This window comes from Microbacterium resistens (assembly GCF_031456305.1).
Lineage (GTDB): Bacteria > Actinomycetota > Actinomycetes > Actinomycetales > Microbacteriaceae > Microbacterium > Microbacterium resistens_A.
The window spans coordinates 223,030-249,587 of record NZ_JAVDUM010000004.1 but is presented as its reverse complement, the minus strand read 5'-3'; the positions used below and the strand labels follow the sequence as shown (position 1 = coordinate 249,587).

The 26,558-nt window shown below is 69.9% G+C and carries 32 protein-coding genes; 4 read left to right on the top strand and 28 right to left on the bottom strand.

The window, feature by feature from the left end; genetic code table 11:
- Positions 1-2: 2 nt before the first annotated feature.
- The 18 genes from rplN to J2Y69_RS06485 all read right to left on the bottom strand — a co-directional run bounded on the left by rplN (position 3) and on the right by J2Y69_RS06485 (position 13,302).
- Positions 3-371 carry a 50S ribosomal protein L14 gene (gene rplN, locus J2Y69_RS06570; RefSeq protein ID WP_025102399.1) on the bottom strand — a complete coding sequence of 123 codons (369 nt, stop codon included), beginning with the start codon at positions 369-371 and terminating at the stop codon, positions 3-5.
- Positions 368-667: a 30S ribosomal protein S17 gene (gene rpsQ / locus J2Y69_RS06565; protein WP_310018783.1), complete on the bottom strand. Its 300-nt coding sequence runs from the start codon at positions 665-667 to the stop codon at positions 368-370. Before rpsQ ends, rplN begins: the two co-directional genes overlap by 4 nt.
- Complete coding sequence (rpmC, locus tag J2Y69_RS06560) at positions 667-981, bottom strand: 50S ribosomal protein L29 (RefSeq protein WP_310018782.1); 315 nt, start codon at positions 979-981, stop codon at positions 667-669. The genes rpsQ and rpmC overlap by 1 nt, the downstream gene beginning before the upstream one ends.
- Positions 981-1,400, bottom strand: a complete 420-nt coding sequence (rplP, locus tag J2Y69_RS06555; RefSeq protein WP_310018780.1) for a 50S ribosomal protein L16 — start codon at positions 1,398-1,400, stop codon at positions 981-983. Before rplP ends, rpmC begins: the two co-directional genes overlap by 1 nt.
- A complete protein-coding gene (gene rpsC, locus J2Y69_RS06550) occupies positions 1,400-2,149 on the bottom strand; it encodes a 30S ribosomal protein S3 (protein WP_310018778.1) in 750 nt (249 codons plus the stop codon). Before rpsC ends, rplP begins: the two co-directional genes overlap by 1 nt.
- Positions 2,149-2,529 carry a 50S ribosomal protein L22 gene (gene rplV, locus J2Y69_RS06545; RefSeq protein ID WP_310018776.1) on the bottom strand — a complete coding sequence of 127 codons (381 nt, stop codon included), beginning with the start codon at positions 2,527-2,529 and terminating at the stop codon, positions 2,149-2,151. The genes rpsC and rplV overlap by 1 nt, the downstream gene beginning before the upstream one ends.
- A gap of 25 nt (positions 2,530-2,554) precedes the next feature.
- Positions 2,555-2,836: a 30S ribosomal protein S19 gene (rpsS, locus tag J2Y69_RS06540; protein ID WP_033106056.1), complete on the bottom strand. Its 282-nt coding sequence runs from the start codon at positions 2,834-2,836 to the stop codon at positions 2,555-2,557.
- Positions 2,837-2,848: 12 nt separating this feature from the next.
- Positions 2,849-3,688 (bottom strand): 50S ribosomal protein L2, encoded by an 840-nt coding sequence (rplB, locus tag J2Y69_RS06535; RefSeq protein ID WP_310018773.1) that lies wholly within the window; start codon positions 3,686-3,688, stop codon positions 2,849-2,851.
- 19 nt (positions 3,689-3,707) lie between these two features.
- Positions 3,708-4,031 carry a 50S ribosomal protein L23 gene (rplW, locus tag J2Y69_RS06530; RefSeq protein ID WP_310018771.1) on the bottom strand — a complete coding sequence of 108 codons (324 nt, stop codon included), beginning with the start codon at positions 4,029-4,031 and terminating at the stop codon, positions 3,708-3,710.
- Positions 4,028-4,684 carry a 50S ribosomal protein L4 gene (gene rplD, locus J2Y69_RS06525; protein ID WP_310018769.1) on the bottom strand — a complete coding sequence of 219 codons (657 nt, stop codon included), beginning with the start codon at positions 4,682-4,684 and terminating at the stop codon, positions 4,028-4,030. Before rplD ends, rplW begins: the two co-directional genes overlap by 4 nt.
- A 5-nt stretch (positions 4,685-4,689) precedes the next feature.
- Positions 4,690-5,349: a 50S ribosomal protein L3 gene (gene rplC / locus J2Y69_RS06520; RefSeq protein WP_310018767.1), complete on the bottom strand. Its 660-nt coding sequence runs from the start codon at positions 5,347-5,349 to the stop codon at positions 4,690-4,692.
- Positions 5,350-5,357: 8 nt separating this feature from the next.
- Positions 5,358-5,666, bottom strand: coding sequence for a 30S ribosomal protein S10 (rpsJ, locus tag J2Y69_RS06515; RefSeq protein WP_017201594.1), 309 nt, complete (start codon positions 5,664-5,666; stop codon positions 5,358-5,360).
- Positions 5,667-6,154: 488 nt separating this feature from the next.
- Complete coding sequence (locus tag J2Y69_RS06510; RefSeq protein ID WP_310018765.1) at positions 6,155-6,379, bottom strand: hypothetical protein; 225 nt, start codon at positions 6,377-6,379, stop codon at positions 6,155-6,157.
- A gap of 198 nt (positions 6,380-6,577) precedes the next feature.
- On the bottom strand, positions 6,578-7,771 hold the full coding sequence (tuf, locus tag J2Y69_RS06505) for an elongation factor Tu (RefSeq protein WP_310018763.1): 1,194 nt from the start codon (positions 7,769-7,771) through the stop codon (positions 6,578-6,580).
- A gap of 171 nt (positions 7,772-7,942) precedes the next feature.
- Positions 7,943-10,057, bottom strand: coding sequence for an elongation factor G (fusA, locus tag J2Y69_RS06500; protein ID WP_310018760.1), 2,115 nt, complete (start codon positions 10,055-10,057; stop codon positions 7,943-7,945).
- A gap of 94 nt (positions 10,058-10,151) precedes the next feature.
- Positions 10,152-10,622: a 30S ribosomal protein S7 gene (rpsG, locus tag J2Y69_RS06495; RefSeq protein WP_045271034.1), complete on the bottom strand. Its 471-nt coding sequence runs from the start codon at positions 10,620-10,622 to the stop codon at positions 10,152-10,154.
- Positions 10,623-10,627: 5 nt separating this feature from the next.
- Positions 10,628-10,996 (bottom strand): 30S ribosomal protein S12, encoded by a 369-nt coding sequence (rpsL, locus tag J2Y69_RS06490; RefSeq protein WP_013584051.1) that lies wholly within the window; start codon positions 10,994-10,996, stop codon positions 10,628-10,630.
- Between the two features lie 296 nt (positions 10,997-11,292).
- A complete protein-coding gene (locus J2Y69_RS06485) occupies positions 11,293-13,302 on the bottom strand; it encodes a S1 family peptidase (RefSeq protein WP_310018755.1) in 2,010 nt (669 codons plus the stop codon).
- Positions 13,303-13,534: 232 nt separating this feature from the next.
- Between J2Y69_RS06485 and J2Y69_RS06480 the strand changes: the two genes are divergently transcribed.
- Positions 13,535-13,993, top strand: coding sequence for an META domain-containing protein (locus tag J2Y69_RS06480; RefSeq protein ID WP_310018753.1), 459 nt, complete (start codon positions 13,535-13,537; stop codon positions 13,991-13,993).
- Positions 13,994-14,031: 38 nt separating this feature from the next.
- On the opposite strand, the gene J2Y69_RS06475 is transcribed toward J2Y69_RS06480, so the two are convergent.
- The 4 genes from J2Y69_RS06475 to J2Y69_RS06460 all read right to left on the bottom strand — a co-directional run bounded on the left by J2Y69_RS06475 (position 14,032) and on the right by J2Y69_RS06460 (position 16,710).
- The gene (locus tag J2Y69_RS06475) at positions 14,032-14,679 is read right to left on the bottom strand and encodes a spermidine/putrescine ABC transporter substrate-binding protein (RefSeq protein WP_310018751.1); all 648 of its coding nucleotides are present in this window, start codon (positions 14,677-14,679) and stop codon (positions 14,032-14,034) included.
- Positions 14,680-14,731: 52 nt separating this feature from the next.
- The gene (locus J2Y69_RS06470) at positions 14,732-15,127 is read right to left on the bottom strand and encodes a hypothetical protein (protein WP_310018749.1); all 396 of its coding nucleotides are present in this window, start codon (positions 15,125-15,127) and stop codon (positions 14,732-14,734) included.
- Between the two features lie 128 nt (positions 15,128-15,255).
- On the bottom strand, positions 15,256-16,413 hold the full coding sequence (locus J2Y69_RS06465) for an ABC transporter (RefSeq protein ID WP_310018747.1): 1,158 nt from the start codon (positions 16,411-16,413) through the stop codon (positions 15,256-15,258).
- 144 nt (positions 16,414-16,557) lie between these two features.
- Positions 16,558-16,710 carry a hypothetical protein gene (locus tag J2Y69_RS06460; protein WP_310018745.1) on the bottom strand — a complete coding sequence of 51 codons (153 nt, stop codon included), beginning with the start codon at positions 16,708-16,710 and terminating at the stop codon, positions 16,558-16,560.
- 122 nt (positions 16,711-16,832) lie between these two features.
- On the opposite strand from J2Y69_RS06460, the gene J2Y69_RS06455 reads away from it, so the two are divergent.
- From J2Y69_RS06455 to J2Y69_RS06445, 3 genes are all read left to right on the top strand, one after another.
- A complete protein-coding gene (locus J2Y69_RS06455) occupies positions 16,833-18,140 on the top strand; it encodes a sensor histidine kinase (RefSeq protein ID WP_310018743.1) in 1,308 nt (435 codons plus the stop codon).
- On the top strand, positions 18,137-18,829 hold the full coding sequence (locus J2Y69_RS06450; RefSeq protein ID WP_310018741.1) for a response regulator transcription factor: 693 nt from the start codon (positions 18,137-18,139) through the stop codon (positions 18,827-18,829). The genes J2Y69_RS06455 and J2Y69_RS06450 overlap by 4 nt, the downstream gene beginning before the upstream one ends.
- Before the next feature lie 433 nt (positions 18,830-19,262).
- Positions 19,263-20,987: an acyltransferase family protein gene (locus J2Y69_RS06445; RefSeq protein WP_310018739.1), complete on the top strand. Its 1,725-nt coding sequence runs from the start codon at positions 19,263-19,265 to the stop codon at positions 20,985-20,987.
- 98 nt (positions 20,988-21,085) lie between these two features.
- On the opposite strand, the gene J2Y69_RS06440 is transcribed toward J2Y69_RS06445, so the two are convergent.
- The 6 genes from J2Y69_RS06440 to J2Y69_RS06415 form a co-directional block, all read right to left on the bottom strand.
- Complete coding sequence (locus J2Y69_RS06440; RefSeq protein WP_310018737.1) at positions 21,086-21,574, bottom strand: YajQ family cyclic di-GMP-binding protein; 489 nt, start codon at positions 21,572-21,574, stop codon at positions 21,086-21,088.
- A gap of 63 nt (positions 21,575-21,637) precedes the next feature.
- On the bottom strand, positions 21,638-22,750 hold the full coding sequence (locus J2Y69_RS06435) for an alpha/beta hydrolase (RefSeq protein WP_310018736.1): 1,113 nt from the start codon (positions 22,748-22,750) through the stop codon (positions 21,638-21,640).
- Between the two features lie 106 nt (positions 22,751-22,856).
- On the bottom strand, positions 22,857-24,071 hold the full coding sequence (locus J2Y69_RS06430; RefSeq protein ID WP_310018733.1) for a Dyp-type peroxidase: 1,215 nt from the start codon (positions 24,069-24,071) through the stop codon (positions 22,857-22,859).
- Complete coding sequence (locus tag J2Y69_RS06425; protein WP_310018731.1) at positions 24,068-24,721, bottom strand: copper chaperone PCu(A)C; 654 nt, start codon at positions 24,719-24,721, stop codon at positions 24,068-24,070. Before J2Y69_RS06425 ends, J2Y69_RS06430 begins: the two co-directional genes overlap by 4 nt.
- A 138-nt stretch (positions 24,722-24,859) precedes the next feature.
- Positions 24,860-25,633: a copper resistance CopC family protein gene (locus tag J2Y69_RS06420; RefSeq protein WP_310018729.1), complete on the bottom strand. Its 774-nt coding sequence runs from the start codon at positions 25,631-25,633 to the stop codon at positions 24,860-24,862.
- A gap of 192 nt (positions 25,634-25,825) precedes the next feature.
- Complete coding sequence (locus J2Y69_RS06415; RefSeq protein ID WP_310018728.1) at positions 25,826-26,491, bottom strand: hypothetical protein; 666 nt, start codon at positions 26,489-26,491, stop codon at positions 25,826-25,828.
- Positions 26,492-26,558 lie beyond the last annotated feature (67 nt).

The window sequence follows — 26,558 nt, the reverse complement described above, 5'->3', positions numbered from 1 at the left end:
GATCAAATGACCTCCGGGGCGAGCGAGACGATCTTCATGAACTTCTTGTCGCGAAGCTCACGACCGACCGGCCCGAAGATACGGGTGCCGCGGGGCTCCCCGTCGTTCTTCAGGATCACGGCGGCGTTCTCGTCGAACTTGATGTACGAGCCGTCGGGACGGCGCGTCTCCTTCTTGGTGCGGACGATGACGGCCTTGACCACATCGCCCTTCTTGACGTTGCCGCCCGGGATCGCGTCCTTGACGGTCGCGACGATGGTGTCGCCCAGCCCCGCGTAACGACGGCGCGAGCCGCCGAGGACACGGATGGTGAGCAGTTCCTTCGCGCCGGTGTTGTCGGCGACCTTGAGGCGGGACTCCTGCTGGATCACTTGGCCTTCTCCAGAATCTCCACCAGACGCCAGCGCTTGGTGGCGCTCAGCGGGCGGGTCTCGTTGATGAGGACGAGGTCGCCGATGCCGGCGGCGTTCTCCTCGTCGTGCGCCTTGACCTTCGAGGTACGGCGGATGACCTTGCCGTACAGCGGGTGCTTCACCCGGTCCTCGACCTCGACGACGATGGTCTTGTCCATCTTGTCGCTGACCACGTAGCCGCGACGCGACTTGCGGTAGCCACGGGCGACGGTCTCGACCTCGGCCTCGACGGCTGCAGCCTTCTTCTCAGCCATTACTCGGCCTCCTCCTTCGGCGCCTCGGCCTCATCGGCCTTCTTCGCCTTGCTCTTGGACGCCTTCTTGGCCGGAGCCTCGACGGGAGCCGGCGTCGCACGGATGCCGAGCTCGCGCTCACGGATCACGGTGTAGAGGCGCGCGATGTCGCGCTTGACGGCGCGGATGCGGCCGTGGCTCTCCAGCTGGCCGGTGGCCGACTGGAAACGGAGGTTGAACAGCTCCTCCTTGGCCTTGCGCAGCTCCTCGACGAGGCGCTGGTCTTCGAACGTGTCGAGCTCGGTCACGCCGAGCTCCTTGGTGCCGATCGCCATTACGCGTCGCCCTCCTCGCGCTTGATGATGCGTGCCTTGAGCGGCAGCTTGTGAATGGCACGGGTCAGGGCCTCGCGAGCGAGCTGCTCGTTGACGCCGGCGACCTCGAAGAGGACGCGACCCGGCTTGACGTTGGCGACCCACCACTCCGGCGAGCCCTTACCGGAACCCATGCGGGTCTCGGCGGGCTTCTTGGTGAGCGGACGGTCCGGGTAGATGTTGATCCACACCTTGCCGCCACGCTTGATGTGACGGGTCATGGCGATACGAGCGGACTCGATCTGACGGTTCGTCACGTAGGCGGACGTCAGTGCCTGGATGCCGAACTCGCCGAAGGAGACCTTCGTGCCACCGGTCGCCTGACCATCCCGCTTGGGGTGGTGCTGCTTGCGATACTTGACCTTACGAGGGATGAGCATTACGCCGACGCTCCTTCCGCGACCGGTGCCTCGTTGCGCGGTGCGCGACGACGGTCGCCACCACGGTCACGCGAGGGCTTCTGGTTGGCCTGCTCGCGAGCGAGCTCCTTGTTGGTGAGGTCGCCCTTGTAGATCCAGACCTTCACGCCGATGCGGCCGAAGGTGGTCTTGGCCTCGTAGAAGCCGTAGTCGATGTTCGCGCGGAGCGTGTGCAGCGGCACCCGACCCTCGCGGTAGAACTCCGACCGGCTCATCTCGGCGCCGCCGAGACGACCCGAGACCTGGATCCGGACGCCCTTGGCGCCGGCGCGCTGGGCGCCCTGGAGGCCCTTGCGCATGGCACGACGGAACGCGACACGAGCAGAGAGCTGCTCGGCGACGCCCTGGGCGACCAGCTGAGCGTCGGCCTCGGGGTTCTTCACCTCGAGGATGTTCAGCTGGATCTGCTTGCCCGAGAGCTTCTCGAGGTCTCCGCGGATGCGCTCGGCCTCGGCGCCGCGGCGGCCGATCACGATGCCGGGACGCGCGGTGTGGATGTCCACCCGCACGCGGTCCCGGGTGCGCTCGATCTCGATGTTGCTGACACCGGCACGGTCGAGCTGCGTCTGCAGCAGCTTACGGATCTTGATGTCCTCGGCGACGTAGTCGGCGTAACGCTGACCCGGCTTCGTCGAGTCCGAGAACCAACGCGACACGTGGTCGGTCGTGATACCGAGGCGGAAGCCGTAGGGGTTTACCTTCTGGCCCATTACTTGCTCGCCTTCTTCGTCTCGGCCACCTCAGGAGTGGCCAGCACGACCGTGATGTGGCTCGTGCGCTTCTTGATCTGGAACGCGCGTCCCTGGGCGCGGGGCTGGAAACGCTTGAGCGTCGTCCCCTCGTCCACGAAGGCGTTCTTCACGTACAGGTCCTGCTCGTCGAGGTATTCACCGTCGCGATCGGCCTTGACCTGTGCGTTCGCCATTGCGGAGTGCACGAGCTTGTAGATCGGCTCGCTGGCGCTCTGCTGCGCGAACTTCAGGATGGCAAGGGCCTCTTCGGCCTGCTTGCCCTTGATGAGAGCGACGACACGACGAGCCTTCTGAGGGGTCACGCGGATGTGTCGCACGCGGGCGATGGACTCCACCATTTCTCTCTCCTCTTGCGCCACCGCGTCAGCGGCGACGGCCCTTCTTGTCGTCCTTCTCGTGGCCGCGGAAGGTGCGGGTGGGCGCGAACTCGCCCAGTTTGTGGCCGACCATGGTCTCGGTCACGAACACGGGGATGTGCTTGCGACCGTCGTGCACGGCGATGGTGTGTCCCAGCATGGCCGGGATGATCATCGAACGACGCGACCAGGTCTTGATGACGTTCTTGCTGCCGGCTTCGTTCTGCACGACCACCTTGCGAAGCAGGTGCTCGTCGACGAAGGGGCCCTTCTTAAGACTGCGAGGCATCTTCTCTTACTCCTACTTGCGCTTCTTGCCGGCGTTACGGCGACGCACGATGTACTTGTCGCTTTCCTTGTTGGCGTGACGGGTGCGACCCTCAGCCTGGCCCCAGGGGGTGACGGGGTGACGGCCACCGGACGTCTTGCCCTCACCACCACCGTGCGGGTGGTCGACCGGGTTCATCGCGACACCGCGGACGGTCGGGCGGACGCCCTTCCAGCGCTTGCGGCCGGCCTTGCCCCAGTTGATGTTGGACTGCTCGGCGTTGCCGACCTCGCCGATCGTCGCACGGCAGCGCGCGTCGACGTTGCGGATCTCGCCCGAGGGGAGACGCAGCTGCGCGTAGGGGCCGTCCTTCGCGACGAGGCGGACGCCCGCGCCGGCCGAACGGGCCATCTTCGCGCCGCCACCGGGACGGAGCTCGATCGCGTGGATCACGGTACCGGTCGGGATGTTCTTCAGCGGCAGGTTGTTGCCCGGCTTGATGTCGGCCGAGGGACCCGACTCGACGACGTCGCCCTGCTTCAGCTTGTTCGGCGCGAGGATGTAGCGCTTCTCGCCGTCGAAGTAGTGCAGGAGCGCGATGCGCGCGGTGCGGTTGGGGTCGTACTCGATGTGAGCGACCTTCGCGTCGATGCCGTCCTTGTCGTTGCGACGGAAGTCGATGACGCGGTACTGGCGCTTGTGCCCGCCGCCGATGTGGCGGGTGGTGATGCGGCCCTGGTTGTTACGACCACCGGTCTTCGACAGCGGGCGCAGCAGCGACTTCTCCGGCGTCGATCGAGTGATCTCGGCGAAGTCTGCCACCGACGAGCCGCGACGACCCGGGGTCGTGGGCTTGTACTTGCGAATAGCCATGTTTGTCCTTATCCCCCGGTCAGTTCACTGCCGTGAAGATGTCGATGGTGCCCGACTTCAGGCTGACGATCGCGCGCTTGGTGTCCTTGCGCTTGCCGACGCCGAAGCGGGTGCGACGGGCCTTGCCGACGCGGTTGATCGTGTTGACGCCCGCCACCTTGACGTCGAAGATCTTCTCGATCGCGAGCTTGATCTCGGTCTTGGACGCGCGCGGGTCCACCAGGAAGGTGTACTTGCCCTCGTCGATGAGCCCGTAGCTCTTCTCGGAGACGACCGGCTTCAGGATGATGTCGCGCGGGTCCTTGTTTCCAGCCGTGGCGAGGATGTTCTCCTGTGCGCTCATGCCGAGACCTCCTCGGTTGCGCCGGACTTCGTCGCGACGAACGCGTCGAAGGCGGCCTTGGTGAAGACGATGTCGTCGGAGACGATCACGTCGTAGGCGTTGAGCTGGTCGAAGTACAGCACGTGCACGCCGGCCAGGTTGCGAAGGCTCAGGGCGTTGACGTCGTCGCCGCGGTCGAGGACCACGAGGACCGTCTTGCCCGGGAGCGCCTTCAGGTACGCGGCGGCCGTCTTGGTGGAGGGCTTGCCGTCGATGCCGAAGGACTCGACGACGTGCAGGCGCTCACCGCGGTAACGGTCGCTGAGCGCGCCGGCGAGGGCGGCCGCGATCATCTTCTTGGGCGTGCGCTGCGAGTAGTCGCGCGGCTTCGGGCCGTGGACGATGCCACCACCGGTCATGTGCGGCGCACGGATCGAGCCCTGACGGGCGTTACCGGTGCCCTTCTGCTTGAAGGGCTTGCGGCCGGCACCGGAGACCTCACCGCGACGCTTGGTCGAGTGGGTGCCCTGACGTGCCGCGGCGAGCTGCGCGACGACGACCTGGTGGATCAGCGGGACGTTGGTCTTGGCGTCGAAGATGCCGGCGGGGGCGTCGACCGTACCGGTCTTCTTGCCGCCTGCGAAGACGTCGAGAGTGAGTGACGTGTCAGCCATGAGCCTTAGGCACCCTTCACTGCGTTGCGGACGTAGACGATGCGGCCACGCGCGCCGGGGACGGCGCCCTTGACGAGCATGAGTCCCTTCTCGACGTCGATGGCGTGCACCGTGAGGTTGAGGACGGTCACGCGCTCGCCACCCATACGGCCGGCCATGCGCATGCCCTTGAAGACGCGGCTCGGGGTCGACGATGCGCCGATCGAGCCGGGCTTGCGGTGGTTGCGGTGCGCACCGTGCGAGGCGGAGACACCCTTGAAGTTGTGGCGCTTCATGACACCGGCGGTGCCCTTGCCCTTGCTGGTGCCGACGACGTCGACCAGCTGGCCGGCCTCGAACACGCCGTCCACGGTCAGCTCCTGGCCGAGCGAGTAGTCGCCGGCGTCCGCGGTGCGGACCTCGGTGACGTGACGACGCGGCGTGACGCCTGCGGCCTCGAAGTGCTTCGTCAGCGGCTGCGTGACCTTGCGCGGGTCGATCTGGCCGTAGGCGATCTGGACGGCGTTGTAGCCGTCCTTCTCGGGCGTGCGGACCTGGGTGACCACGTTCGGCGCGAGCTCGATGACGGTGACGGGAACGAGCTTGCCGTTCTCGTTCCACACCTGGGTCATGCCGAGCTTCGTGCCCAGCATTCCCTTGGAAATCTTGGAGTTGATGTCAACCATGTCCGACCTCAGAGCTTGATCTCGATGTTGACGTCGGCCGGGAGGTCGAGACGCATCAGCGAGTCGACGGCCTTGGGCGTCGGGTCGACGATGTCGATCAGGCGCTTGTGGGTGCGCATCTCGAAGTGCTCGCGGCTGTCCTTGTACTTGTGGGGCGACCGGATGACGCACACGACGTTCTTCTCGGTCGGAAGCGGCACGGGGCCGACGACGGTCGCGCCCGCACGGGTCACGGTGTCGACGATCTTGCGTGCCGACGTGTCGATGACCTCGTGGTCATACGACTTCAGGCGAATGCGGATCTTCTGTCCCGCCATTTGTCTGCTCACTCTCTTCAGGCGTCTTACCGGCCCTGGTCAGGTGGACCCGGGGGCATTGGACGCACGTCGGCGTTCTTCACGCCTTGCACGGGATCCGCTCTTGCGAGCCGAACCGCGCACCACTGTTCTGCTGTCAGCCCGGCCGCCCGAGGGCATCCGGATGCCGACCCCCGCACATGACGGGGCCTCGGTGAGGAGGTGTCGGTTGTGTGTTCTGCTGCCCGCGGCCTAGAACCCTGCGCAGACCTCTCGGGAGAGCGCGCCGCCTATGCACTGCCTGGCAGTGATCCGGCCACGCTGAGCGATGCCGGAATGTGGAACCTGTCTATTCTGCCATGCCGGATTCCCGTCCTGCAAACCCGGGCGTGTCGCGCTCCTCCGACCCGCCTCCGGGCCGCCTCCCACCCGCCATCGCGGGCAAAGAGAAGGGCGGCGCATCCCGGTGGATGCGCCGCCCGATCCGAGACAGACGGATCAGTCGAGGATCACTCGTTGCCGACGGCCTTGTCGACGTTGTCGCGGACGCCGTCGATCTGCTCTGCGGCGCCCGGAGCGACCTTCTTGGCGAAGTCGGCGACCCCGTCGAGGATCTTGTCGCTGATGCCCTCGGCCTGCTCGCTGTGAACGGCCTCGTTGATCTTGTCGGCGTTCTGCTCGACGAACTCCTTGCCCTTGTTGACCGCGTCGCCGATCGTCTCTTCGATGCCCATGGGGTTCCCCTTTTGGTTGGCTGATGCTGGCGGTAGCCAGCACTTCTATTTCTACGTCACCGCCCGGCCTGACGGAAGTCCCATCTCACCGTGTTTCGCGCCTCAGCGTGTCCGTGCGCTTCCCCGTCCGTCAGGGCCCGGGGACGACGAAGGGGCCGGATCCGAAGACCCGGCCCCTCCGCTCAGCAAGCGGGAAGCTTACTTGATGACCTTGGTCACCGTGCCGGCGCCGACGGTGCGGCCACCCTCACGGATCGCGAAGCCGAGGCCCTCTTCCATGGCGATCGGCTGGATCAGCTCGACCGTCATGTCCGTGGTGTCGCCGGGCATGACCATCTCGGTGCCCTCGGGCAGCGCGATGACGCCGGTGACGTCCGTGGTACGGAAGTAGAACTGCGGGCGGTAGTTCGTGTAGAAGGGGTTGTGACGGCCACCCTCGTCCTTCGAGAGGATGTACGCCGTGCCCTCGAAGTCGGTGTGCGGGGTGATCGAACCCGGCTTCACGACGACCTGGCCGCGCTCGACGTCCTCACGCTTGGTGCCACGGAGGAGAAGACCGCAGTTCTCGCCGGCCCATGCCTCGTCGAGCTGCTTGTGGAACATCTCGATACCCGTGACGATCGTCTTCTGCGTCGCGCGCAGGCCGACGATCTCGACCTCGGAGTTGATGGCGAGGGTGCCGCGCTCGGCGCGACCGGTGACGACGGTGCCACGACCGGTGATCGTGAAGACGTCCTCGATCGGCATCAGGAACGGCTTGTCCTTGTCGCGCACCGGGTCCGGGATCGACTCGTCGACCGCGTCCATGAGGTCGAGGATGGACTGGGTCCACTTCTCGTCGCCCTCGAGGGCCTTCAGGCCCGAGACGCGGATGACGGGAGCGTTGTCGCCGTCGAAGTTCTGGCTCGACAGGAGCTCACGGACCTCGAGCTCGACGAGCTCCAGGATCTCCTCGTCGTCGACCATGTCGGACTTGTTCAGCGCGACGAGCAGGTACGGCACGCCGACCTGCTTGGCGAGCAGGACGTGCTCACGCGTCTGAGCCATCGGGCCGTCGGTGGCGGCGACCACGAGGATCGCGCCGTCCATCTGGGCAGCACCCGTGATCATGTTCTTGATGTAGTCGGCGTGCCCCGGGGCGTCGACGTGCGCGTAGTGACGCTTCGGGGTCTCGTACTCGACGTGCGAGATGTTGATCGTGATGCCGCGCTGACGCTCTTCCGGCGCCGAGTCGATCGACGAGAAGTCGCGCTGCACGTTGGTGGCCGACGGGAACTTGTCGGCGAGCACCTTCGAGATCGCCGCGGTGAGCGTGGTCTTGCCGTGGTCGACGTGACCGATCGTTCCGATGTTCACGTGCGGCTTGGTCCGCTCGAACTTGGCCTTAGCCACTAGGTCCTCCTCAGGACGGTCGTGTAGAGCCTCCGGGCACTGGATTGCGACCGGATCCCTACGGGTTGGTTACTCAGTTTAGTAGAGAGACAATATGAAATTGTGCGACCGCCCGGCCGGACCGTCCGCGCTCCGCGAACGGGGAGCGGAGGACCGGCCGAGCGGAAGGGCTCACTCGCCCTTGGTCTTCTGGATGATCTCGTCGGCGACGGCCTTCGGGACCTCGGCGTAGCTGTCGAACTCCATCGAGTAGACCGCACGGCCCGAGGTCTTCGAGCGCAGGTCACCGATGTAGCCGAACATCTCCGACAGCGGGACCGACGCGCGGACGACCTTGACGCCTGCGGCGTCCTCCATCGACTGGATCTGGCCACGACGCGAGTTCAGGTCGCCGACGACGTCGCCCATGTACTCCTCGGGAGTACGCACCTCGACGGCCATGAGCGGCTCGAGGAGGATGGGGTTCGCGCGGCGAGCCGCCTCCTTGAAGCCCATGGAGCCGGCGATCTTGAACGCCATCTCCGAGGAGTCGACGTCGTGGGCAGCACCATCGACGATGATCGCCTTGACGCCGACCATCGGGTAGCCGGCGAGGACGCCGACGTTCATCGCGTCCTGGAAGCCGGCGTCGATCGAGCCGATGTACTCGCGCGGGATGCGACCGCCGGTGACGGCGTTCTCGAACTCGTACGACTTCTCGGCCGTGACCTCGAGGGGCTCGATCGTGAACTGGATCTTCGCGAACTGCCCCGATCCACCGGTCTGCTTCTTGTGCGTGTAGTCGTGCTTCTCGACGGCCTTCTTGATCGTCTCGCGGTACGCGACCTGCGGCTTTCCGACGTTGGCCTCGACCTTGAACTCGCGCTTCATGCGGTCCACGAGGATGTCGAGGTGCAGCTCGCCCATGCCCTTGATGATCGTCTGACCGGTCTCGGGGTTGAGCTCGGTGCGGAAGGTCGGGTCCTCTTCGGCGAGCTTCTGGATCGCGGTGCCCAGCTTCTCCTGGTCGGCCTTCGTCTTCGGCTCGATCGCGACCTCGATCACGGGCTCCGGGAACGTCATCGACTCCAGCACGACGGGCTGCGCCGGGTCGGCCAGGGTGTCACCGGTGGTGGTGTCCTTGAGGCCGATGACGGCGTAGATGTTGCCCGCGGTGAGCGAGTCGACCGGGTTCTCCTTGTTGGCGTGCATCTGGAAGATCTTCCCGATGCGCTCCTTCTTGCCCTTGGTCGAGTTGACGACCTGCGCACCCGAGTCGAGGTGACCCGAGTAGACGCGCACGTAGGTGAGGCGACCGAAGAACGGGTGCACCGCGACCTTGAACGCGAGCGCCGCGAAGGGGTCGTTGGCGTCGGGGTGACGCTCGATGATCCGCTCCTCGTCCTTGGGGTCGTGCGCCTCGATGGCGGGCACGTCCAGGGGCGAGGGGAGGAAGTCGACGACCGCGTCGAGCATCGGCTGCACGCCGCGGTTCTTGAACGCCGAGCCGCAGAGGACCGGGTAGATCTCCGAGGCGATGACCATCTTGCGGATGGCGCCCTTGATCTCCGCGACCGTGAGCTCCTCGCCGCCGAAGAACTTCTCCAGCAGCGCGTCGTCGGTCTCGGCGACGGTCTCCAGGAGCTGCTGACGGTACTCCGCCGCCTTCTCCTTGAGGTCGGCGGGGATCTCCTGCACCTCGTAGGAGGCGCCCATCGTCACGTCGCCCTTGCTGTCGCCGGGCCAGACCAGGGCGCGCATCTCGATGAGGTCGACGACGCCGACGAAGTCGTTCTCGGCGCCGATCGGCAGCTGCAGCACGAGGGGCTTCGCGCCCAGGCGGCTGATGATGGTGTCGACGGTGAAGTAGAAGTCGGCGCCCAGCTTGTCCATCTTGTTGACGAAGCAGATGCGGGGCACGTTGTACTTGTCCGCCTGGCGCCACACGGTCTCGGACTGGGGCTCGACGCCCTCCTTGCCGTCGAACACCGCGACGGCGCCGTCGAGCACGCGGAGCGAGCGCTCCACCTCGACCGTGAAGTCCACGTGGCCGGGGGTGTCGATGATGTTGACCTGGTTGCCGTTCCAGAAGCAGGTCACCGCGGCGGAGGTGATGGTGATGCCGCGCTCCTTCTCCTGCTCCATCCAGTCGGTGGTCGATGCACCGTCGTGGGTCTCGCCGAGCTTGTGGTTCACACCCGTGTAGAACAGGATGCGCTCGGTCGTCGTGGTCTTACCGGCATCGATGTGCGCCATGATGCCGATGTTGCGGACCTTGCTCAGGTCGGTGAGCACTTCTTGTGCCACGGGCGTTTTCCTTGTCTTCTTGCTTTCGTCGTTCGACGAGGTGAAGTGTGGGTGCCCGTCCCCGTCGCGCTGGGCGACGGGGACGGGCGGGCTGTTACCAGCGGTAGTGCGCGAAGGCGCGGTTCGACTCGGCCATCTTGTGAGTGTCCTCACGACGCTTGACCGCGGCGCCGAGACCGTTCGAGGCGTCCAGGATCTCGTTCTGGAGACGCTCGGTCATGGTCTTCTCGCGACGGCTCTTCGCGTAGCTGACGAGCCAGCGCAGGGCGAGGGTGTTCGCGCGGTGCGGCTTCACCTCGACCGGGACCTGGTAGGTCGAGCCGCCGACGCGACGGCTGCGGACCTCAAGGGTGGGGCGCACGTTGTCGAGCGCCTTCTTGAGGGTGGCGACGGCGTCCTGGCCGTTCTTCGCCTCGACGCCCGAGAGGGCGCCGTAGACGATCGACTCGGCGAGCGACTTCTTGCCGTCGACGAGGATCTTGTTCACCAGCGAGGTGACGATCGGAGCGCCGTAGACCGGGTCGTTGACGACGGGACGCTTGGGGGCGGGACCCTTACGAGGCATCTATCTCAACCCTTCTTCGCGCCGTAGCGGGAACGAGCCTGCTTACGGTTCTTGACGGCCTGGGTGTCCAGGGCACCGCGGACGATCTTGTAACGCACACCGGGGAGGTCCTTGACACGACCGCCACGGACCAGCACGAGCGAGTGCTCCTGCAGGTTGTGACCCTCGCCCGGGATGTAGGCGGTGACCTCGGTGCCGTTGCGGAGCTTCACACGGGCGACCTTGCGCATCGCCGAGTTCGGCTTCTTCGGGGTGGTGGTGTACACGCGAGTGCACACGCCTGCCTGCTGCGGGTTCGACTTCAGGGCGGGCGCCTTGGTCTTCGAGACCTTCGGCGAACGACCCTTGCGAACCAACTGCTGAATGGTTGGCACGTTCTCTCCTCATAGTGCTGCACGGTGACAGCGTGATGGATTTCACATCATGACCCACCACACGCCGGGACCGACGTGCTGAGGTGGTGGGTATGCCGTGGAGGCGAACCGGCGAGTGCCGGCGCCCTGGACGCGCGCGCCGAGGCACACGCATTCCCGATCAATGGTAATGCGGCGTAACCCTCGGGTCAAATACAGTCCGACGACACGCCCTCTCGCGCGCCCGATCAGCCCCCAGGACGCGAGGAAGGCGCGCCCCGGGCGGGGACGCGCCTTCCTCTTTTCCGGGGGGCGGATTACTCGGCGACGCTCTTCGCGCGCATCCGGGCGATCAGCAGGACGGAGCCGGCGATGACCACGAGGGCCCCACCGACGATGCCCGTCCCGAGCAGCGCGCCACCGTCAGCACCGGTCGCGGGGAGGCCGCCACCGGGGTTGGACGGGCTGGACGGGCCGGCCGGGGTCGACGGCTGCGGCGTCGGCACGGTCGCCTCGATCAGCGCGAAGGCCGAGGTGGACGCGGCCGAGGCCACGTCGTCGACGCTCTGCACGGCCGAGATCGCGTGACCGCCGAGTGCGAGGCCGGCGGGGACGGCGACCGCCCAGGTGCCGTCCTGCCCGACGGTGACCGCGGGGGTCAGCGCCGTGCCGTCCAGGGTGACGGTCACCGTGGCGCCGGGGATGCCGGTGCCTGCGATCGCGGACGGCGCGACGGTGAGCTGTGCCCCGTCGGCCGGGGACGTGATCGCCGGGGCGGCCGGCGCGACCGAGAACGACGTGTTCCCGGTCTTGACGTCATCGCCGACGGTCTGGGTGACGATGACCTCGACAGAGCCGTACGGCGCGGGTCCGGTGACCGACCAGGTTCCGTCGGAGCCGACCGTCGTGGTGCCGGTCACGCCGCCCAGGAGCTGGATCGTCGCACCCGGTGCGCCCGTCCCGCTGATGGTCACGTCGGGGCCGACGACCGTGGATCCGGCAGCCGGGGAGGTGATGACGAGCGGCGCGATCGGCGCCTTCTTCACGATCACCGAGAACGGAACCGTCTCGGAGCGGTTGAAGCCGGGGGCGTCGGTCACGGTGAAGGCGAAGTTCGCGGTGCCCTCAGCGGCCGGGGCCGGGATCGACCAGGTGCCGTCGGCGAGGATCGTCACCGTCTGCGGCGCGCCGCCGTTGACCGTGTACTCCAGCGTCAGGCCTGCGGGGCCGGTGCCGGTGATCGCGGAGCCGGGCGCCACCTCGGTGCCGGCAGCCGGGGAGGTGACGACGGGCTCGGCGAGGTCGAGCATGACAGTGTAGCCCGGCGTCTGCGCCAGCGCGTTGACGAGGTTCGTCGAGAACAGGAGCGAGCCGTCGGTGTTCCCACCGGACACGACGCCGAGGGCCGTGCCGCCGGCGAAGACCGAGCCGCCCGAGTCGCCGCCGAAGACCGTGCCGGGTGCGCCGTCGCTCGCGAAGCCGAAGACGTAGTTGCCGGACACCTGGGCCCAGACGTTGATCTGCGACACGGTGCTGTCGGTCAGGCCCGTGGTGCGCCCGCTCTTCTGGATCTGCTGGCCGACGACCGGCTCGCCGACAGCGGTGACCGGCGTCGCGGAAGCCGCGAGGTCGTTGCTGGCGAACGTGGTCCAGTCCGTCACGGCCGGGAGGTTGTGCAGGGCCGCGTTGGTGAGGGTGATGCCGGCGATGTCGGTCGCTGCGGGGTCGTTGTTCGGCCCGCCGTAGATCGAGAAGTCGAACGATCCGGCAGCGGCCGCGTCGAGCACGCTCGGGGTGTACTGCGCGTCGCCCGGCACGGTCGGCTTGTTCGGGGCGTCGTCGTCGACCGGCGCGCTGCGCCATGCGGTCTGACCCGCGGTGCCGCAGTGGCCGGCGGTGAGGAGGGCCGGCGCTCCGGCGGAGGTCCAGGCGGGGAACCCGACCGAGCAGACCGCGCTCTCCTCCTGGTTGATGTAGCCCGCGCCACCGACGACCTGGTCCTGCGAGAGCGCGATGATCTCATCGCCCTGCTCGAGGTGGACGTTGGCGTAGGACGCGATGGTGGCCGCGGTCGCCGCGGACACCTCCTTGTCCTTGTCCCGGGTGACGACGACGTCGCCCTGCTCGTTCTGCCCCACCGAGACGATCGCGGAATCGGCCTTGAGCAGCCCCAGTGCGAACTCGTCGTAACCGGTCCCGTCCACCGGCGCGTTCGCCGTCTCGACGGTCGTCGCCATGGCCGGGACCGCGAGGATCCCTCCCATCGCGAGCGCTGCGCTTGCTCCGACTGCCGACAGCGTCAGCAGTCTCCTACTTGTTCTCTTCACGTGTCAGATTCCTCGTTCGTCCTCTTCGGCGCTCATCACGAGCCCCCCGGAAAGTGCTGAGCCCGAACCTCACAGCTAAGGCACAGCTTGTTCACGGTAACCCACGAGCGTCGGATTCGGTAGTCAAGATGACGTAAATGGAACAATTTTCATCATGGGCCTACCAGGCCGCTCGGGTACTCTGTGGCTCGATGAGGGGCTTCCGCTCCTCGACGGGACAGGTGCCATGCGTATGAAGACCTCCGCTCTCGTGCTCCTCGGAGCGCTTGCGGCAACCGCTCTGACGGCCTGCGCGGCCGCCCGGCCGGCCGGGCCCTCCGAGGCTCCGGAGCCGTCCGCCACCGGATCCGCCGCCAGCTCGCCCGCCCCCGGCTCCACCCCCGGATCCACCTCGTCCGGCTCCGGTGGCCTCGGGCTTGACGCCACGTGGCAGAGCACGCAGCCGGGGACTCCCTTCCTGTCCTTCCGCGCCGACGGATCGTTCAACGGCAGCGACGGGTGCAACGACCTCGTCGGCACCTACACGCGCGAGGGCGACCTGCTCACGCTCGCGCCCGGCCTCACGACGTTGAAGGGCTGCGTCGGCGTCGACAGCTGGCTCCGCGCGGCCGACACCGCGACCATCACCGACGGCGGGCTCCAGGTCTTCAACGCCGAGGGGGCAGCCATCGGCGTCCTCGCCCCGAGGTAGGAACGCCCCGAAGCGGGAGGGAGACGGGGCGGCGCCGGTCAGAGCGCGTCGGGGTCGAACGGGGAGTCCAGCGCCTCGGTCAGCTCGGCGAGCATCGCCTCGATCTGCGGCTCGACATACTCCGAGATCGCGGCCTGGACGCGCAGCCGGTGGCGGAGCAGCAGGCCGCAGATCTCCCGGCCGACCATGTTCGCGTACTCGTCGGCCAGCGCGACCTCGCGACGGAGCGCGGCCTTCGCCTCATCGCTCAGCGGCGGGAGGGGCGGCAGCTCCGCCGCCTCCTGGTCCGCGAGGCCCGCGAGCGTGAAGAGGAACGGGGCCCCGGGAACCGGATCGGGGTCCAGCGGCATGCCCTCGTACTCCGGGTCCAGGTCCTCGGCGGGACGGTAGCCGCGCGAGCGGTTGCGGGCGGACTGCTGATCGAGCTCGCTCTGCAGCATCGGCAGGTTGCGGGCGGTGTACTCCGCCACGGCGTGGTCGACGATCGTCTTGATGCGCGTGGACAGGCCGTGCTGCACGCCGTGCGGCACATTGCCGCCGATCCCGGCCGCGGACAGCACCGGCGACCCCAGGCAGCGACGGCACAGGGCGACCCTCCCCCGGTGCGTGGACGGCTCCCAGCGCGGCACCCAGCGGAGCCAGGCCCCGACGGCCTGGTCCACCTGCGTCTCCAATGAGCGCTCCACGCACCCAGCGTACGTCCCACATGGCCGGGACGCGTGGATTCGCGGCGGGTGATCAGTCCTCGTCCGGACTCTCCCACGGCCAGTGCGGCTGCCGGGCGCGCGTGCGGCGGAGGGCGATCCCCGCCCACGCCGCGACGAGCGCCGCGAACGCGATCACCGCGCTGCCGCCGCCGAGGACGAGATGCCCGACGGGGGCGGTGGCCCTGGCGACGCCCACGCCCTCCGCGAGCGCCGTCGCCCAGATCCCGCCGAGGTGGGCGAGCGTGGTGCCGAGCGCCAGGAAGACGGTGGAGACGTAGGACGGCCGCGGGGCGGCGAGGACCATCCACAGCGTGAGCGCGAAGACGGCGACCGCGAGCACCATGCCGACGATGCCGGGCAGCTGGCCGAGACCGGGCACCATGATGATGTCGGACTCCGTGAGCAGGCTGAGGAACCCGAGCCCCATGATCGACAGGGCGAAGAACGACGCGGTCGACAGGACCCAGGCCAGGGCGGCAGAGACCCCCGTAGGGCCGGAATGGGGGTCCGGCCCTCGGGGGTCTTCTCGGCGATCGTCCGTGATGTCTCCGCCGATCAGCCTGGCAGCTGCGGCCCGGCCTCGAGGACGCGCTCGTACTCGCGCTGGGCCTCGGCGTTGCGCACGTTCTTGCGCGCTCCGCTGCGGGCGGCCCACGCGCCGAACCAGACGGTGAGCTCGCGGCCGATCACCAGCGCCACGATCGCGAGCGGGGCGAGGAGCTGCGCGTCGACGATGTCCAGGTTCTTCGCTGCGGCCTGCGACCAGAAGGGCGCGGCGAACAGCTCGCCCAGGATGTGGCCGCCGTACGCGACGGCCCCGACGAGGATGCCGAAGATCACCCAGAAGCCCCAGCGTCCGCGGTTGATGATCGCGCCCAGGAGCCAGAAGCCGATGAAGAACACCGCGGTCGGGATCCAGAGGGTCCAGCTGCGGAGGTGGTCGAGCACCACGGTGCCGATGTTCTCGCCGGTCACCCGGCCCTCGAGGGCTCCGAGGCCGAGGGCGGCGCCCAGGTACAGGATCGCGAACGAGAGCGCGGCGAGCAGGCCGATGCCGGCGATGGTCCCGCGGTTGCCACGAGGGCGCGGCGCCTCGGGCGCCTGCACGAAGATCGGCAGCTGCGCCTGGGCGGTGTCGGCCGGGAGGACCGGCTCGGACGGGAGGACACGGGTCTCGGCGAGCTCCGCAGCGGACGGCGGGGCGTAGGCGGTCGTCGCGACCTCGGGCTCGGCGACGGCATGTGCGGCCGCGGGCGGCGCCGAGGCGAGCACGGCGGTCTCCTCCTCCGGCTTCTGGTCCGGCTTCTGGTCAGCGGTCTTCGCGGGATCGGCCGGCGGTGGGGTGAACGTGCCGCCGAAGGTCCCGGGGAACGCGGCCTCGGCCTCGGCGAAGGCGGCGAGATCGGCGTCGTGGTCCGACACGGGCGCGTCGGACGCCTTCCCGTCCCCCGCAGCGGACGCGGACGTCCCCGGCGAGGTGGTTTCAGGTGCGACCTCGGACGCGGTCGTTTCGGGGGTGGTCGTTTCCGAGGCGGTCGCGTCGGCCGCGACGGCGGATGCGCCGTCCGTCGCGCTCTCGGCGGCGGCCTGCGACGCGTCATCGATCGTGCCGGCGCGCGCGGCCTCGGCGTCGGCCAGCCCCGCCTTCGCGCTGTCCACCACGTCGTCGACGTCGTGCCCCTGCACCGGCTTCGAGCCCTCGTGGTCACTCATGGCATGCTCCTCGCGCATCGTATACGTGTGCATGCCGAGGGTATCTCCGCGGCCCCCGCCGCCCGCGGAGGCGTGCCGATGTGTCGACGGATGGGTGCGACGGACGGCGGTCAGCGGGTCACGGCAGTCAGCAGGTCCAGGCGGTCAGCGGGTCCAGGAGGCCAGCAGGTCGCCGAGGTACTGGCCGATGGCCGGGAGCATGGGCGCGGCCAGATATCCGAGCCCGACGACCACGCCGAGGCAGACGATGCCGGCGATCCACGCGAGCGCCGTGTTGCGTCCGCCGATTCGTGCCATGGGACCGAGGATACGACCGGGGTCCGGGCGCACCGCCCCGGCGCGCGGATGCTACGCCGGTAGCGGCGGGATGCGACGGCGGGGGGACGCGCCGATGCCCTCCGGGGCAATAGCGTCGGAGCATGCCTGAGAACACGAGCGGGAAGCCGTCCTCTCCGACCGGGGATCCGGCGAGCGCGAGCCCGCTCCCGGTGAGCCTCTACACGGAGGAACGGATCCGCGAGGGATGGCAGCTGATCCGCACCTCGGCCGCCCGTCGTCCGCCGACCGTCCCCGCCCTCGGCTGGATCTCCCTCGCGGTCGCCCTCGTCCTCACCGCGGTGAGCACCGCCGTGAACGCGAGCATCTCCGGCGTCCCGGTCGTCGCCGCCCTCGCGGGGGCCGTGCTGCAGTGCGGGAGCATCGCGCTGGCCGTGGTGATGCCGAGGCTCGCGATCGTCGCGCACGCCGCCGGGATCATGATCGTCGCGCTCACCGCCGCGACCGGCACCGGGGCGCCGTGGCCGCTGCCGGTGCCGGGGATGATCGCGATGTCGGCCTTCCTGCTCGTACTCGCCCTGCGCGAGCCCTGGCCGCTGCCCGCCACCGGGTTCCTCGCCGCGTTCGGAGCCGCCCTGTTCTCGGTGGCGCTGCGCCCGGACGCCGACCCGGCGTGGAGCATCGACATCGCCGTCGCCTCGCAGGCGTTGGTGGTGATGGTGCTCGGGATCGGGATCGCGCAGTGGCGGATCGTCCGAGGAGAGCTGCGCGATGCCCAGGCGGCGACGGAGGTCGAGGTCGGTCGCGTCCGCTGGGCGACCGAGCGGCGCCGGATCGCGCGGGAGATGCACGACGTCGTCGCCCACTCCATGTCGATCGTGCACATGCAGGCCAGCTCCGCCGTCTACCGCCACCCCGGCCTCCCGATCGAGGTCGCCGAGGAGTTCGACGGGATCGCCGTGCGCGCCCGCAGCGCCCTGACGGAGATGCGTCAGCTGCTGGGGGTCCTCCGCGACGAGGGCGAGCAGCTCACCGCGCCGCAGCCGACCCTCGCCGACCTCGACGAGCTCGTGGAGCGCTCCCGGACGGCCGGCGTGCGGGTGACCGCGCAGATCGCCCTGCCCGATCCGCTCCCCGACGACGCCGTCCAGCTCGCCGTCTACCGCGCGGCCCAGGAGGGGCTGAGCAACACCGTCCGGCACGCGCCGGGATCGAACGTCCGGGTGATCCTCGAGGAGGAGCGCTCCCCCGGCGGTGAGCGCCGGCTCCTGCTGGAGGTGATCGACGACGGCACCGGCGCGCGATCCATCGAGCAGTCCGGTCGCTCCGGCCTCGGGATCGCCGGGATGCAGGAGCGCGTCGGCCTCGTGGGCGGTAGCGTCGTGGCGGGGCCGCGCGGCCGCGGATGGGCCGTGGTCGTGCAGGTGCCGCTGACCGAGGAGAGCGCATGACCGGACCGATCCGGGTGCTGGTGGTCGATGACCAGGAGATGTTCCGCGTCGGCCTCGCCGCCATCCTGGACGCCCAGCCCGACATCACGGTCGCGGGCCAGGCCGCCGACGGCGCCGAGGCCCGCCAGCGCACCCGCGCGCTGCAGCCGGACGTCGTGCTCATGGACGTCCGCATGCCCGTCCTCAACGGGATCGACGCGACCCGCGAGATCCTCAGCGACCCGGTCTCCGGGCACCGTCCGCGGATCGTGATCCTCACGACCTTCGACGTGGACGACTACGTGTTCGACGCGCTGCGCGCCGGGGCCAGCGGATTCCTGCTGAAGGACGCGAGCCCGGCGCAGCTGATCGAGGCGGTGCGGACCGTGCACGCCGGCGACGCGCTGCTGGCGCCGAAGGTGACCACCATGCTCGTCCGCGAGCTCACGCAGTCGACCCCGCGCCCCCGCGAGCACGGGGCCGTGTTCGCGGACCTCACCGACCGCGAGCGCGAGGTGTTCGCCCTGATCGCCGAGGGCCTGTCGAACACCGAGATCGCGGCGCGGCTCTTCATCGCCGAGCAGACCGCCAAGACCCATGTGAGCCGCGTGCTCGGCAAGCTCGGCCTCCGCGACCGCGTCCACGCCGTCGTGCTCGCCTATGAGACCGGGCTGATCGCCCCCGGCGAGCGCGGTCTCCCCGGCGCCTGACCCCCGGCCCTGCCCTGCTGACTGACTGGCCGGCTGGCCCTGTCCTGGCTGGCTGGCTGGCTGGCTGGCTGGCTGGCTGGCTGGCTGGCTGGCTGGCTGGCTGGGCCATGTCCCCCTTTCGGCGCCCCCTGTCCCCATTTCGGCGGGGCGTGTCCCAGAAACTGTTCCTGGATCGGTGAGGAACAACAGAAAGTGGGACATGGGCGCCACCACCGGACCGCCCCAAGACCAAGACCAAGACCAAGACCAAGACCAGGGCCAGGGCCAGGGCCAGGGCCAGGACCAGGGCCAGGGCCAGGGCCAGGGCCAGGGCCAGGAAACGGTACGGCGGTAGGGGGTCGCGGGTACCGGCGGGGGATGAACCCACGGAGGCTTCGTCCGTACGGTCAGGGCAGCGCCCGCCACCCGGCCGGCCCGAACCGATCGGAGCATCGTGTCCGCCCTCGCCCCGGCACCCTCCCTTCCCTCCCTCCCCTCCCGCGCACCCTCTGAGGCGCGCTCCCCGCTCCCCTCCCAGGCGCCCTCCGTCGCCGGCTCCCGTCGGGATCCCGTGATCGACCTGCTCCGCGCGGGCAGCGTGCTCCTGGTCGTCGTCCTACATCTGCTCGTCGCGAGCATCACCCTGTCGGACGGTCGGGTCGAGATCGGGACGCCCATCCAGGACCAGGCGTGGTTCGGCCCGATCACCTGGATCGTCCAGGTCATGCCGCTGTTCTTCATCGTCGGCGGCTTCGCGTCGGCACGACTGTGGGAACGGATGCGCTCCCGCGGCGCCACCGGCCGTGACTTCGCCGCCGAGCGGATCGGACGCCTGCTGATCCCCGGGCTGATCATGTTCGCGATCGTCGGCGCGCTGCTGGGGATCGCCGCCCTCGCCGGCACCCCCGCCACGCTCATCGCCGACGGCTCCTACTGGATCGGCCGACCGCTGTGGTTCCTCGGCGTCTACCTCCTCGTCACCGCGCTCGTGCCGATCATGCACGCGGCCCACCGGCGCAGCCCCCGGCTGACCCTCGCGCTGCTCGTCGTGGCCGTGATCGGCGTGGACCTCGCCCGCGTGCCCCTCGGCGACGGCGTGGCGCTGTGGAACTACGCGTTCGTCTGGCTCGCGATGCAGCAGCTCGGCTTCTTCGTCGCCGACGGCTCGGCGTTCCGCCTCCGCCGCCGCACCGCGGTCCTGATGATCGTCGGCGCCGTCGCCGGCCTCATGATCCTCACCACGGCGTTCGGCTACCCGGCCGATCTGCTCCTGGCGGGAAACAACCCGGCCAGCATCGCACTGGTCGTGCTCGGGGCAGGACAGTTCGCCGCCCTCCTTCTCGCCCACTCCGCCCTCACGCGCCTTGCTTCCGGCGCCCGCATGAGCGCCGTCGTCGACTGGGTGAACGTACGGAGCACGGTCATCTACCTCTGGCACATGACGGCGCTCGCCACCGTGGTCGCCGTCATGCTCCTGGCCGCCGTGCCCCTGCCGGACACGTTCTCCGCGGCCTGGTGGATCACCCGGCCCGTCGTGCTCGCGGTGATCGGGCTGACCCTGCTGCCGTTCCTCGCACTCGCCCGGACGGTGGAGCGCCGCATCCGGCTCGAACGGAGCCCGATCACCAGCACGACCCGGATCGCGGCGGCGGTCGTCCTCGGCATCGGCTCGGTGATCGTGATCCTCCAGCTCGGCTTCGTGCCCCTGTGGTCGGCGCTGCTCGCCGTCGCTCTGGGGGTCGCCGCGCTCCGGTGCGCGGGCTACCGCCTGACCGGATCCGACAGGGCGCTCAGGACTCGCCTCGCGGGCATGACCATCGGCGCTCGCACTGCGGGCAGGACGATCCGCGCTCACGCCATGAGCATGGCGACCCGCGCTCGCATCGCGGGCACGACGATCAAAGCTCGCGTCGCGGGGAAGACCGTCGGCGCTCGCGCCGTGACCATGTCGATCAAGGCACGCATCGCGGGCATGACCATCGGTGCTCGCAGCGCGGGCAGGATTATCAAGGCTCGCATCGCGGGCATGGCTATCAGAGCTCGCATCGCGGGCATTGCGACTCGCGTCGCTGATGTCGTCGTCACGGTCGTCGATGCCGGCAGCGCAGCGGTCACGGCCAGGATCACCGCCCTCGGCGCGGCGAGGCTGCCGGGCCGAGGGCGCTCAGCCCTCTCCTGATCTCGAGCGCCCGACCGTTCTCGGCCGTCCGCTGGCTCGCACGAGACAGCACCGTGAGCCACGCAGGGCCAGGGCCGGGGTCGCGCCGGGCGCGGCGACTAGCGGAAGTTGATGAACTGCAGGTCGATGTCCAGGTCGGAGCCCTTCAGCAGGGCGATCACGGCCTGGAGGTCGTCCCGGCTCTTGGACTGCACGCGCAGCTCGTCGCCCTGGATCTGCGACTTCACCGACTTCGGCCCCTCGTCGCGGATGATCTTCCCGATCTTCTTCGCGTTCTCGGAGGAGATCCCGTCCTTGAGCGTGGAGACGAGGCGGAACTCCTTGCCGCTGGCGACCGGGTCGCCCGACTCCAGGCTCTTCAGCGAGATGCCGCGCTTGATGAGCTTGGTCTGGAAGACGTCCAGCACCGCCTTCACCCGCTCCTCGCCGTTCGCGGTGATGACGATCTGCTCGCCGCTCCACGCGATCGACGCTCCGGTGCCCTTGAAGTCGTAGCGCTGCTCGATCTCCTTGCGGGCCTGGTTGAGGGCGTTGTCCGCCTCCTGGTGATCCACCTTGGACACGATGTCGAATGAGCTGTCGGCCATGGCCCAATCCTACCCAGCCGTCCCCGACACCCATCGCGGGCACGGCGACGGAGGCCCCGACGCTCAGCGGGGGTGCGCGGCGGCCCAGCCGGCGACCCACCGGCCGAGACGCTCGTACGCCTCGTCCCGGGACTCGTGCCGGGAGAGGAAGACGTCGTGCAGCGCGCCGTCGATCCGCTCGATCGTGACGGACGGGCCGAGCTTCAGGGCCGCGCGCGCGATGTCGTCGACCACGAGCACGCTGTCGACACGCGTGAGCTCCTCCGACCACGCGGTCGGCAGAGCGCTGCGCGCCGAGAGCAGCACGCACACCGGGGCATCGATCCGGATCCCGCCCGCCACCGCCGCGTGACCTGCGAGAATCGCATGGAGCCAGCCGGCGTGGACGGCCATCGTCTGCTCGGGACGCCATCCGAGCTCGATGTCCATCGGGTCATCCGGATCGGCGACCTCGTTCTGCGCCCTCGTGTAGAAGCCGAGGTCCAGCTGCGGGGCCCGCTCGAGCGGGCGGTACCGCGCCTGCAGGCCGACGAGCGGCGCGATGGTCTCCCGGGTGAGGCGCGGCAGCTGGAACTCCAGCCACGGGCTGTTCAGGATCACGGCGTCCGCGACCCCGGGGTGCCGCGCCGCCCACAGGCTCAGGATGAGCCCGCCGGTGGAGTGGCCGAGCACCACCAGCCGCCGCGTCCGGGCCGGGGGCACGGTGTCGGGGGCGGCGGCGGGAGCGACCTCTCCCTCGTCGGTCTCCGCCTGCGCGTGCGCCTCTGGCTTCCCGCCGTCCGGGAAGACGATCCCGACTGCGGCGAGCGCGGCGGCGATGTCGGCGTCGTACTCGTCCAGGCCCGAGATGTACCCGGGGGTCTGACCGGGGCGCAGGCTCCGTCCGTACTTGCGGAGGTCGAGGGCGAAGAAGCGTGCGCCGCGCGCCGTCCAGAACCGGGCGAGCCGCTTCTGGAAGAAGTAGTCCGACCAGCCGTGCACGTAGAGCACATCGACGTCGGCGAGGGGCCGCCGATCCCCGAAGACCCGCTGCCGGAGCGTGCGGCGCGGGAGCGCGCGGACCAGGGTCGCGACGACCTCGCCCTCGTCATCGGCCCCGAGCGGGAGGGTGAGCCGTTCGAACTCGTCCCCGAGGACGTCCGGCACCCACCCCTCGCCGCTCGCAGACCCGTCCATGACGCCAGCGTATCCCGCACCGCCGCCCGACCGAACGGGCGCCGGGCACGCCCAGCCGAGCCAAGTCAGCCGAGCGCGCCCAGCCGAACGGGCCAGCAGAGCGGGCTCAGCCGAGCAGGGTCTCGCCGATCCATCCCCCCTTCTCGCACCCGGGCGGGATCGCGAACACCGCGGAGCCGATCGGCGTCGTCCAGGTGTTGAGCAGGTCCAGCTCGTCCAGCCGGCGCTGGAGGGGCACGAACTGCGCGTCGACATCGGCCTGGAAGGAGACGAACACGAGCGCCGACTCGGAGATCTCCTCCCCGCTCGGCGCAATGTCGTCGTTGTAGGCGCGGCGGAAGATCCGCTCCCGCGGATCGTCGCTGCGCGCGCGGCGCATGTGCGAGAAGGCGGGGATCACGGGGAACCCGACCGGGGTGAGCGCGTCGAAATCGGGCTCGTCGTGCTCGGCCTTCCCGGTGAGGGGCGCCCCGTCGGACAGCCGGCGCCCGACGGACTGCTCCCGGCCGGCGCGATCGATCCGGTCCCAGCCTTCGACGTCCATCCGGATCCGCCGGACGACCATGCCGGTGCCGCCTGCCAGCCAGCCCTCGCGGATCCAGACCACCCGGTCGAAGTCGTCCGTCCCCGGACGCGGGTTCACCGTGCCGTCCACCTGGCCGAAGAGGTTCCGCATGGTGGTCCCGGGGGCCTCCGTGCCATACGCCCGGCGGAACCCCTGCTGCCGCCAGCGGACACGGGCAGCGCCCTTGGCGTCCTTCAGCAGCATCCGCGCGGCGTGGGCGACGGTGAGCGGATCGTCCGCAGCGATCTGCAGCAGCAGGTCCCCGTCGCCGTACTCGGGCTGCAGCCGGTCGATCCCGAAGGCCGGAAGCGGCCTCAGCCAACCCGGGGACTCCCCTCCGGCGCGGGCGACGAGTCCCGGCCCGAACCCGAACGTGACGGTGAGCCGCGCCGGGGCGGCGGCCAGCTCCGGTTCGGTGTCGGCCAGCGCCCCCGCCCCGCGCATGAGGCGCGCGGCGTCGTCGCTGAGCGTGCGCATGAGCCGGCGGAGGCCGTCCCGATCGACGCCTTCGCGCAGGTCCAGCGCGAGGAACACCGCGTGCGCCTGGGCCGGCGTCGCGATCCCGGCCTGGTGCGCGCCGTGGAAGTCGACCGTCTCCCCGCCGTGCGGGGGCTGCGGATCGGCTGCGGCCGCCGCCGGGTCGGCAGGGCGCAGGGAGGTCCCGATCGCCGCGGCGGCGCCGGCCCCGGCGACGGCCCCTCCGAGGAGGAACTGCCGCCGGGTCGCGCCGCTCCGCGCCGCGGAGCCGCCGGTCATCGGTCGGACCCGGTGGATCCGCCCGAGCCGCCGTGGCCGGAGTGCTCGTCGGAGTAGGTCTCGTTCGCGCCGGCGTAGTCCTTGATCGGCGCGGTGACGGTGCTCGATGACCCGTCGGAGAAGATCAGGGTGAGCGTCACCTCGTCACCGGCCTTCAGTGGTGCGGCCAGACCCATCAGCATGATGTGGTCCCCGCCGGGCTGGAGGGTCAGCGTCCCGCCGGCCGTGATCGCGAATCCGCCGTCCTTCTCGCGCATCTCCATCTGGCCGGACTCGTTCGCGGTCGTCTCGTGGAGCTGGACCATCGGCGAGACGGCGGTCTCCGCGGAGACGAGCGTGACGTCCGCGGAGCCGGTGTTCTCGATCTCGCCGAAGGCCGCCGACATCCCGGAGTCCGCCGCCTTCACCCAGGCGTCGGTGACCGTGATCCCCGCCGCGGCCGTGGCGGACGAGGCGGAGGGCGTTGGGGCGGCGCCGGCCGTGCCCGCGCATCCGGAGAGCGCGAGCAGGAGGACGGCGGCGACCCCGCCGGCACGCGCGACCCGACCGGTGCGGGCGGTGCGGGCGGTGCGGACGTGGGGGGCGGTGGGGGTGAGGGGGAGGGAGCCGATAGGGGCGGAGATGGTCTGGGTGCGGTCGTTGGCGTTCATGGTTCGTTCTTTCGGGGTCGATGAGGCGGGCGGGCGCACGGACGTGCGCACCCGCGAAAGGGGATCCGGGGCTGCCGCGATCACGGCGCGCCCGGTAGGGCCCGGCCGATGCGGCGGAGCCCTGAAGGGAAGGCCGGATCAGCTCCGGCCGGTGGAGTCCTGCCCTGTGGCATCAGGACCAGAAGCATCAGAGCCGGCGCCATCAGCGCCTGCGGCTCCGGTGGCATGGCCGCGACGGCGCAGCAGGATCACGACGATGACCGCGACGAGGGCGAGGACCGCGACGCCGGAGAGCACGAGCGCGAGCATCGGTCCCGTCGACGAGCCCTCCTGCGGCGCCGAGGTCGGAGCCGTCGTCGGGGTCTTCGCCCCGGCATCGGAGGGCGCCGCGGTGGCGGGGTCCGCGGACGGAGCGCCGGTCGCAGGCGAGGTCGGTGCGGGTGTGGGGGCCGCGGAGGGCCCTGCTGCCGCAGCGCCCGCGATCGAGAAAGGCGTAATCCTTGAGATCGGATGACCGTCCTCCGAGGTCACCGCCCAGCGGATCTCATAGGCCCCGTTCGCGAGGCCCGCCTTCACGCCCACGGTGACCGTGGTCTCGGAGACCACGGCATCACCCTGGTGATAATCGACGCCGGCGGCATCGGTAACCGTAACGATCGCGGTCCCTGGCAGGATGTTGCCCGAGAAAGTGAGGACGATCTCTGTCGGCGCGGTGTCGAGCACCGCGCCTTCTGCCGGCGTACTCGACAGGAGCGTGTCGTGCGCGGACGCGGGCACCGCCGTGCCGAGCACGACGAGGACACCGGCGGCGATGCCGGCGAGGGCCGCGCGGAGGCGTCCTCGTCGCCGCGCGCGGGGTGCGGTCGCGCGATCGGCGGCGGTCGGATGGAGGGGGGAAACGGTGTGGTCCATGCTGTCTTCTCCCGGCCGCCGCGACGGCGGCCGTGTCGTGCGCAGCGGCCTCCTGGCCCGTCGAGACGGAGGAGGGCCTTGCCTGCGCAGTGGCGTGCGGGCGGCGCGCTCCGAGGAGTCGCGCACGCGGATCTCTCCGCCCGGACAGGGCGGAGATCGGCCGACCGCCTCACGATGGGCGGCGGCGAACGATCACACGGACGCGGGCGGAGGGCCTCGACGGACGACGATGGACAGATGAGCGGCCCGGAGGACGCGGGGAACAGCGGTCTCGGCGTCGAAGAGCCGGCGCGGTCCGGCGACCAGGAGCGGGCCGGCGAAGGCGCGGACGATCGCCAGCACCTGACGCTCGATCCAGGACCCGGTCTCCGCCGCGAGCGTCAGGAGACGCCGGACGGCGCTCTCGCCCCGGTGCAGCGCGGCGATCGTGAGGACGGCGGCGAGGACGTGCGCCGTCCACATCGCGGCGTCCCCCCACAGCAGCCCCTCCAGCGAGACGGGCGCGGTCAGGGAGGCGGGCACGGTCGTAGAGGCGGTCGTCGAGACGCTGTCCGCGGGAAGGGCGATCATGCCGTGATGGCCGACGCCCACGAGCCCCGCGGAGGAGCCGGCTCCGAGGACGAAGAGGACGTGGAAGAGCGCCTGGCTCAGCGCGACGCCGATGCCCAGCCGGACGGCGGACAGCCGGCGCCCGGCGAGCGGCACGCAGACCAGGATCGAGAAGACCCACGGCACGACGACACCGAGCCAGCCCGGCATCGCACCACCCCCGCCGACGTGCGAGAGGAGGGCGACGAAGGTCGCGAGCGTCGCCGCGATCGCGCCGCGCGCCGCGCGGATCGCCCTCGTCCTCTCCATGACTCCATGCTAGTCAGGCGGACGACACCGATCTGACGACACCGATCGGACGGCGGTGGCGCACCCC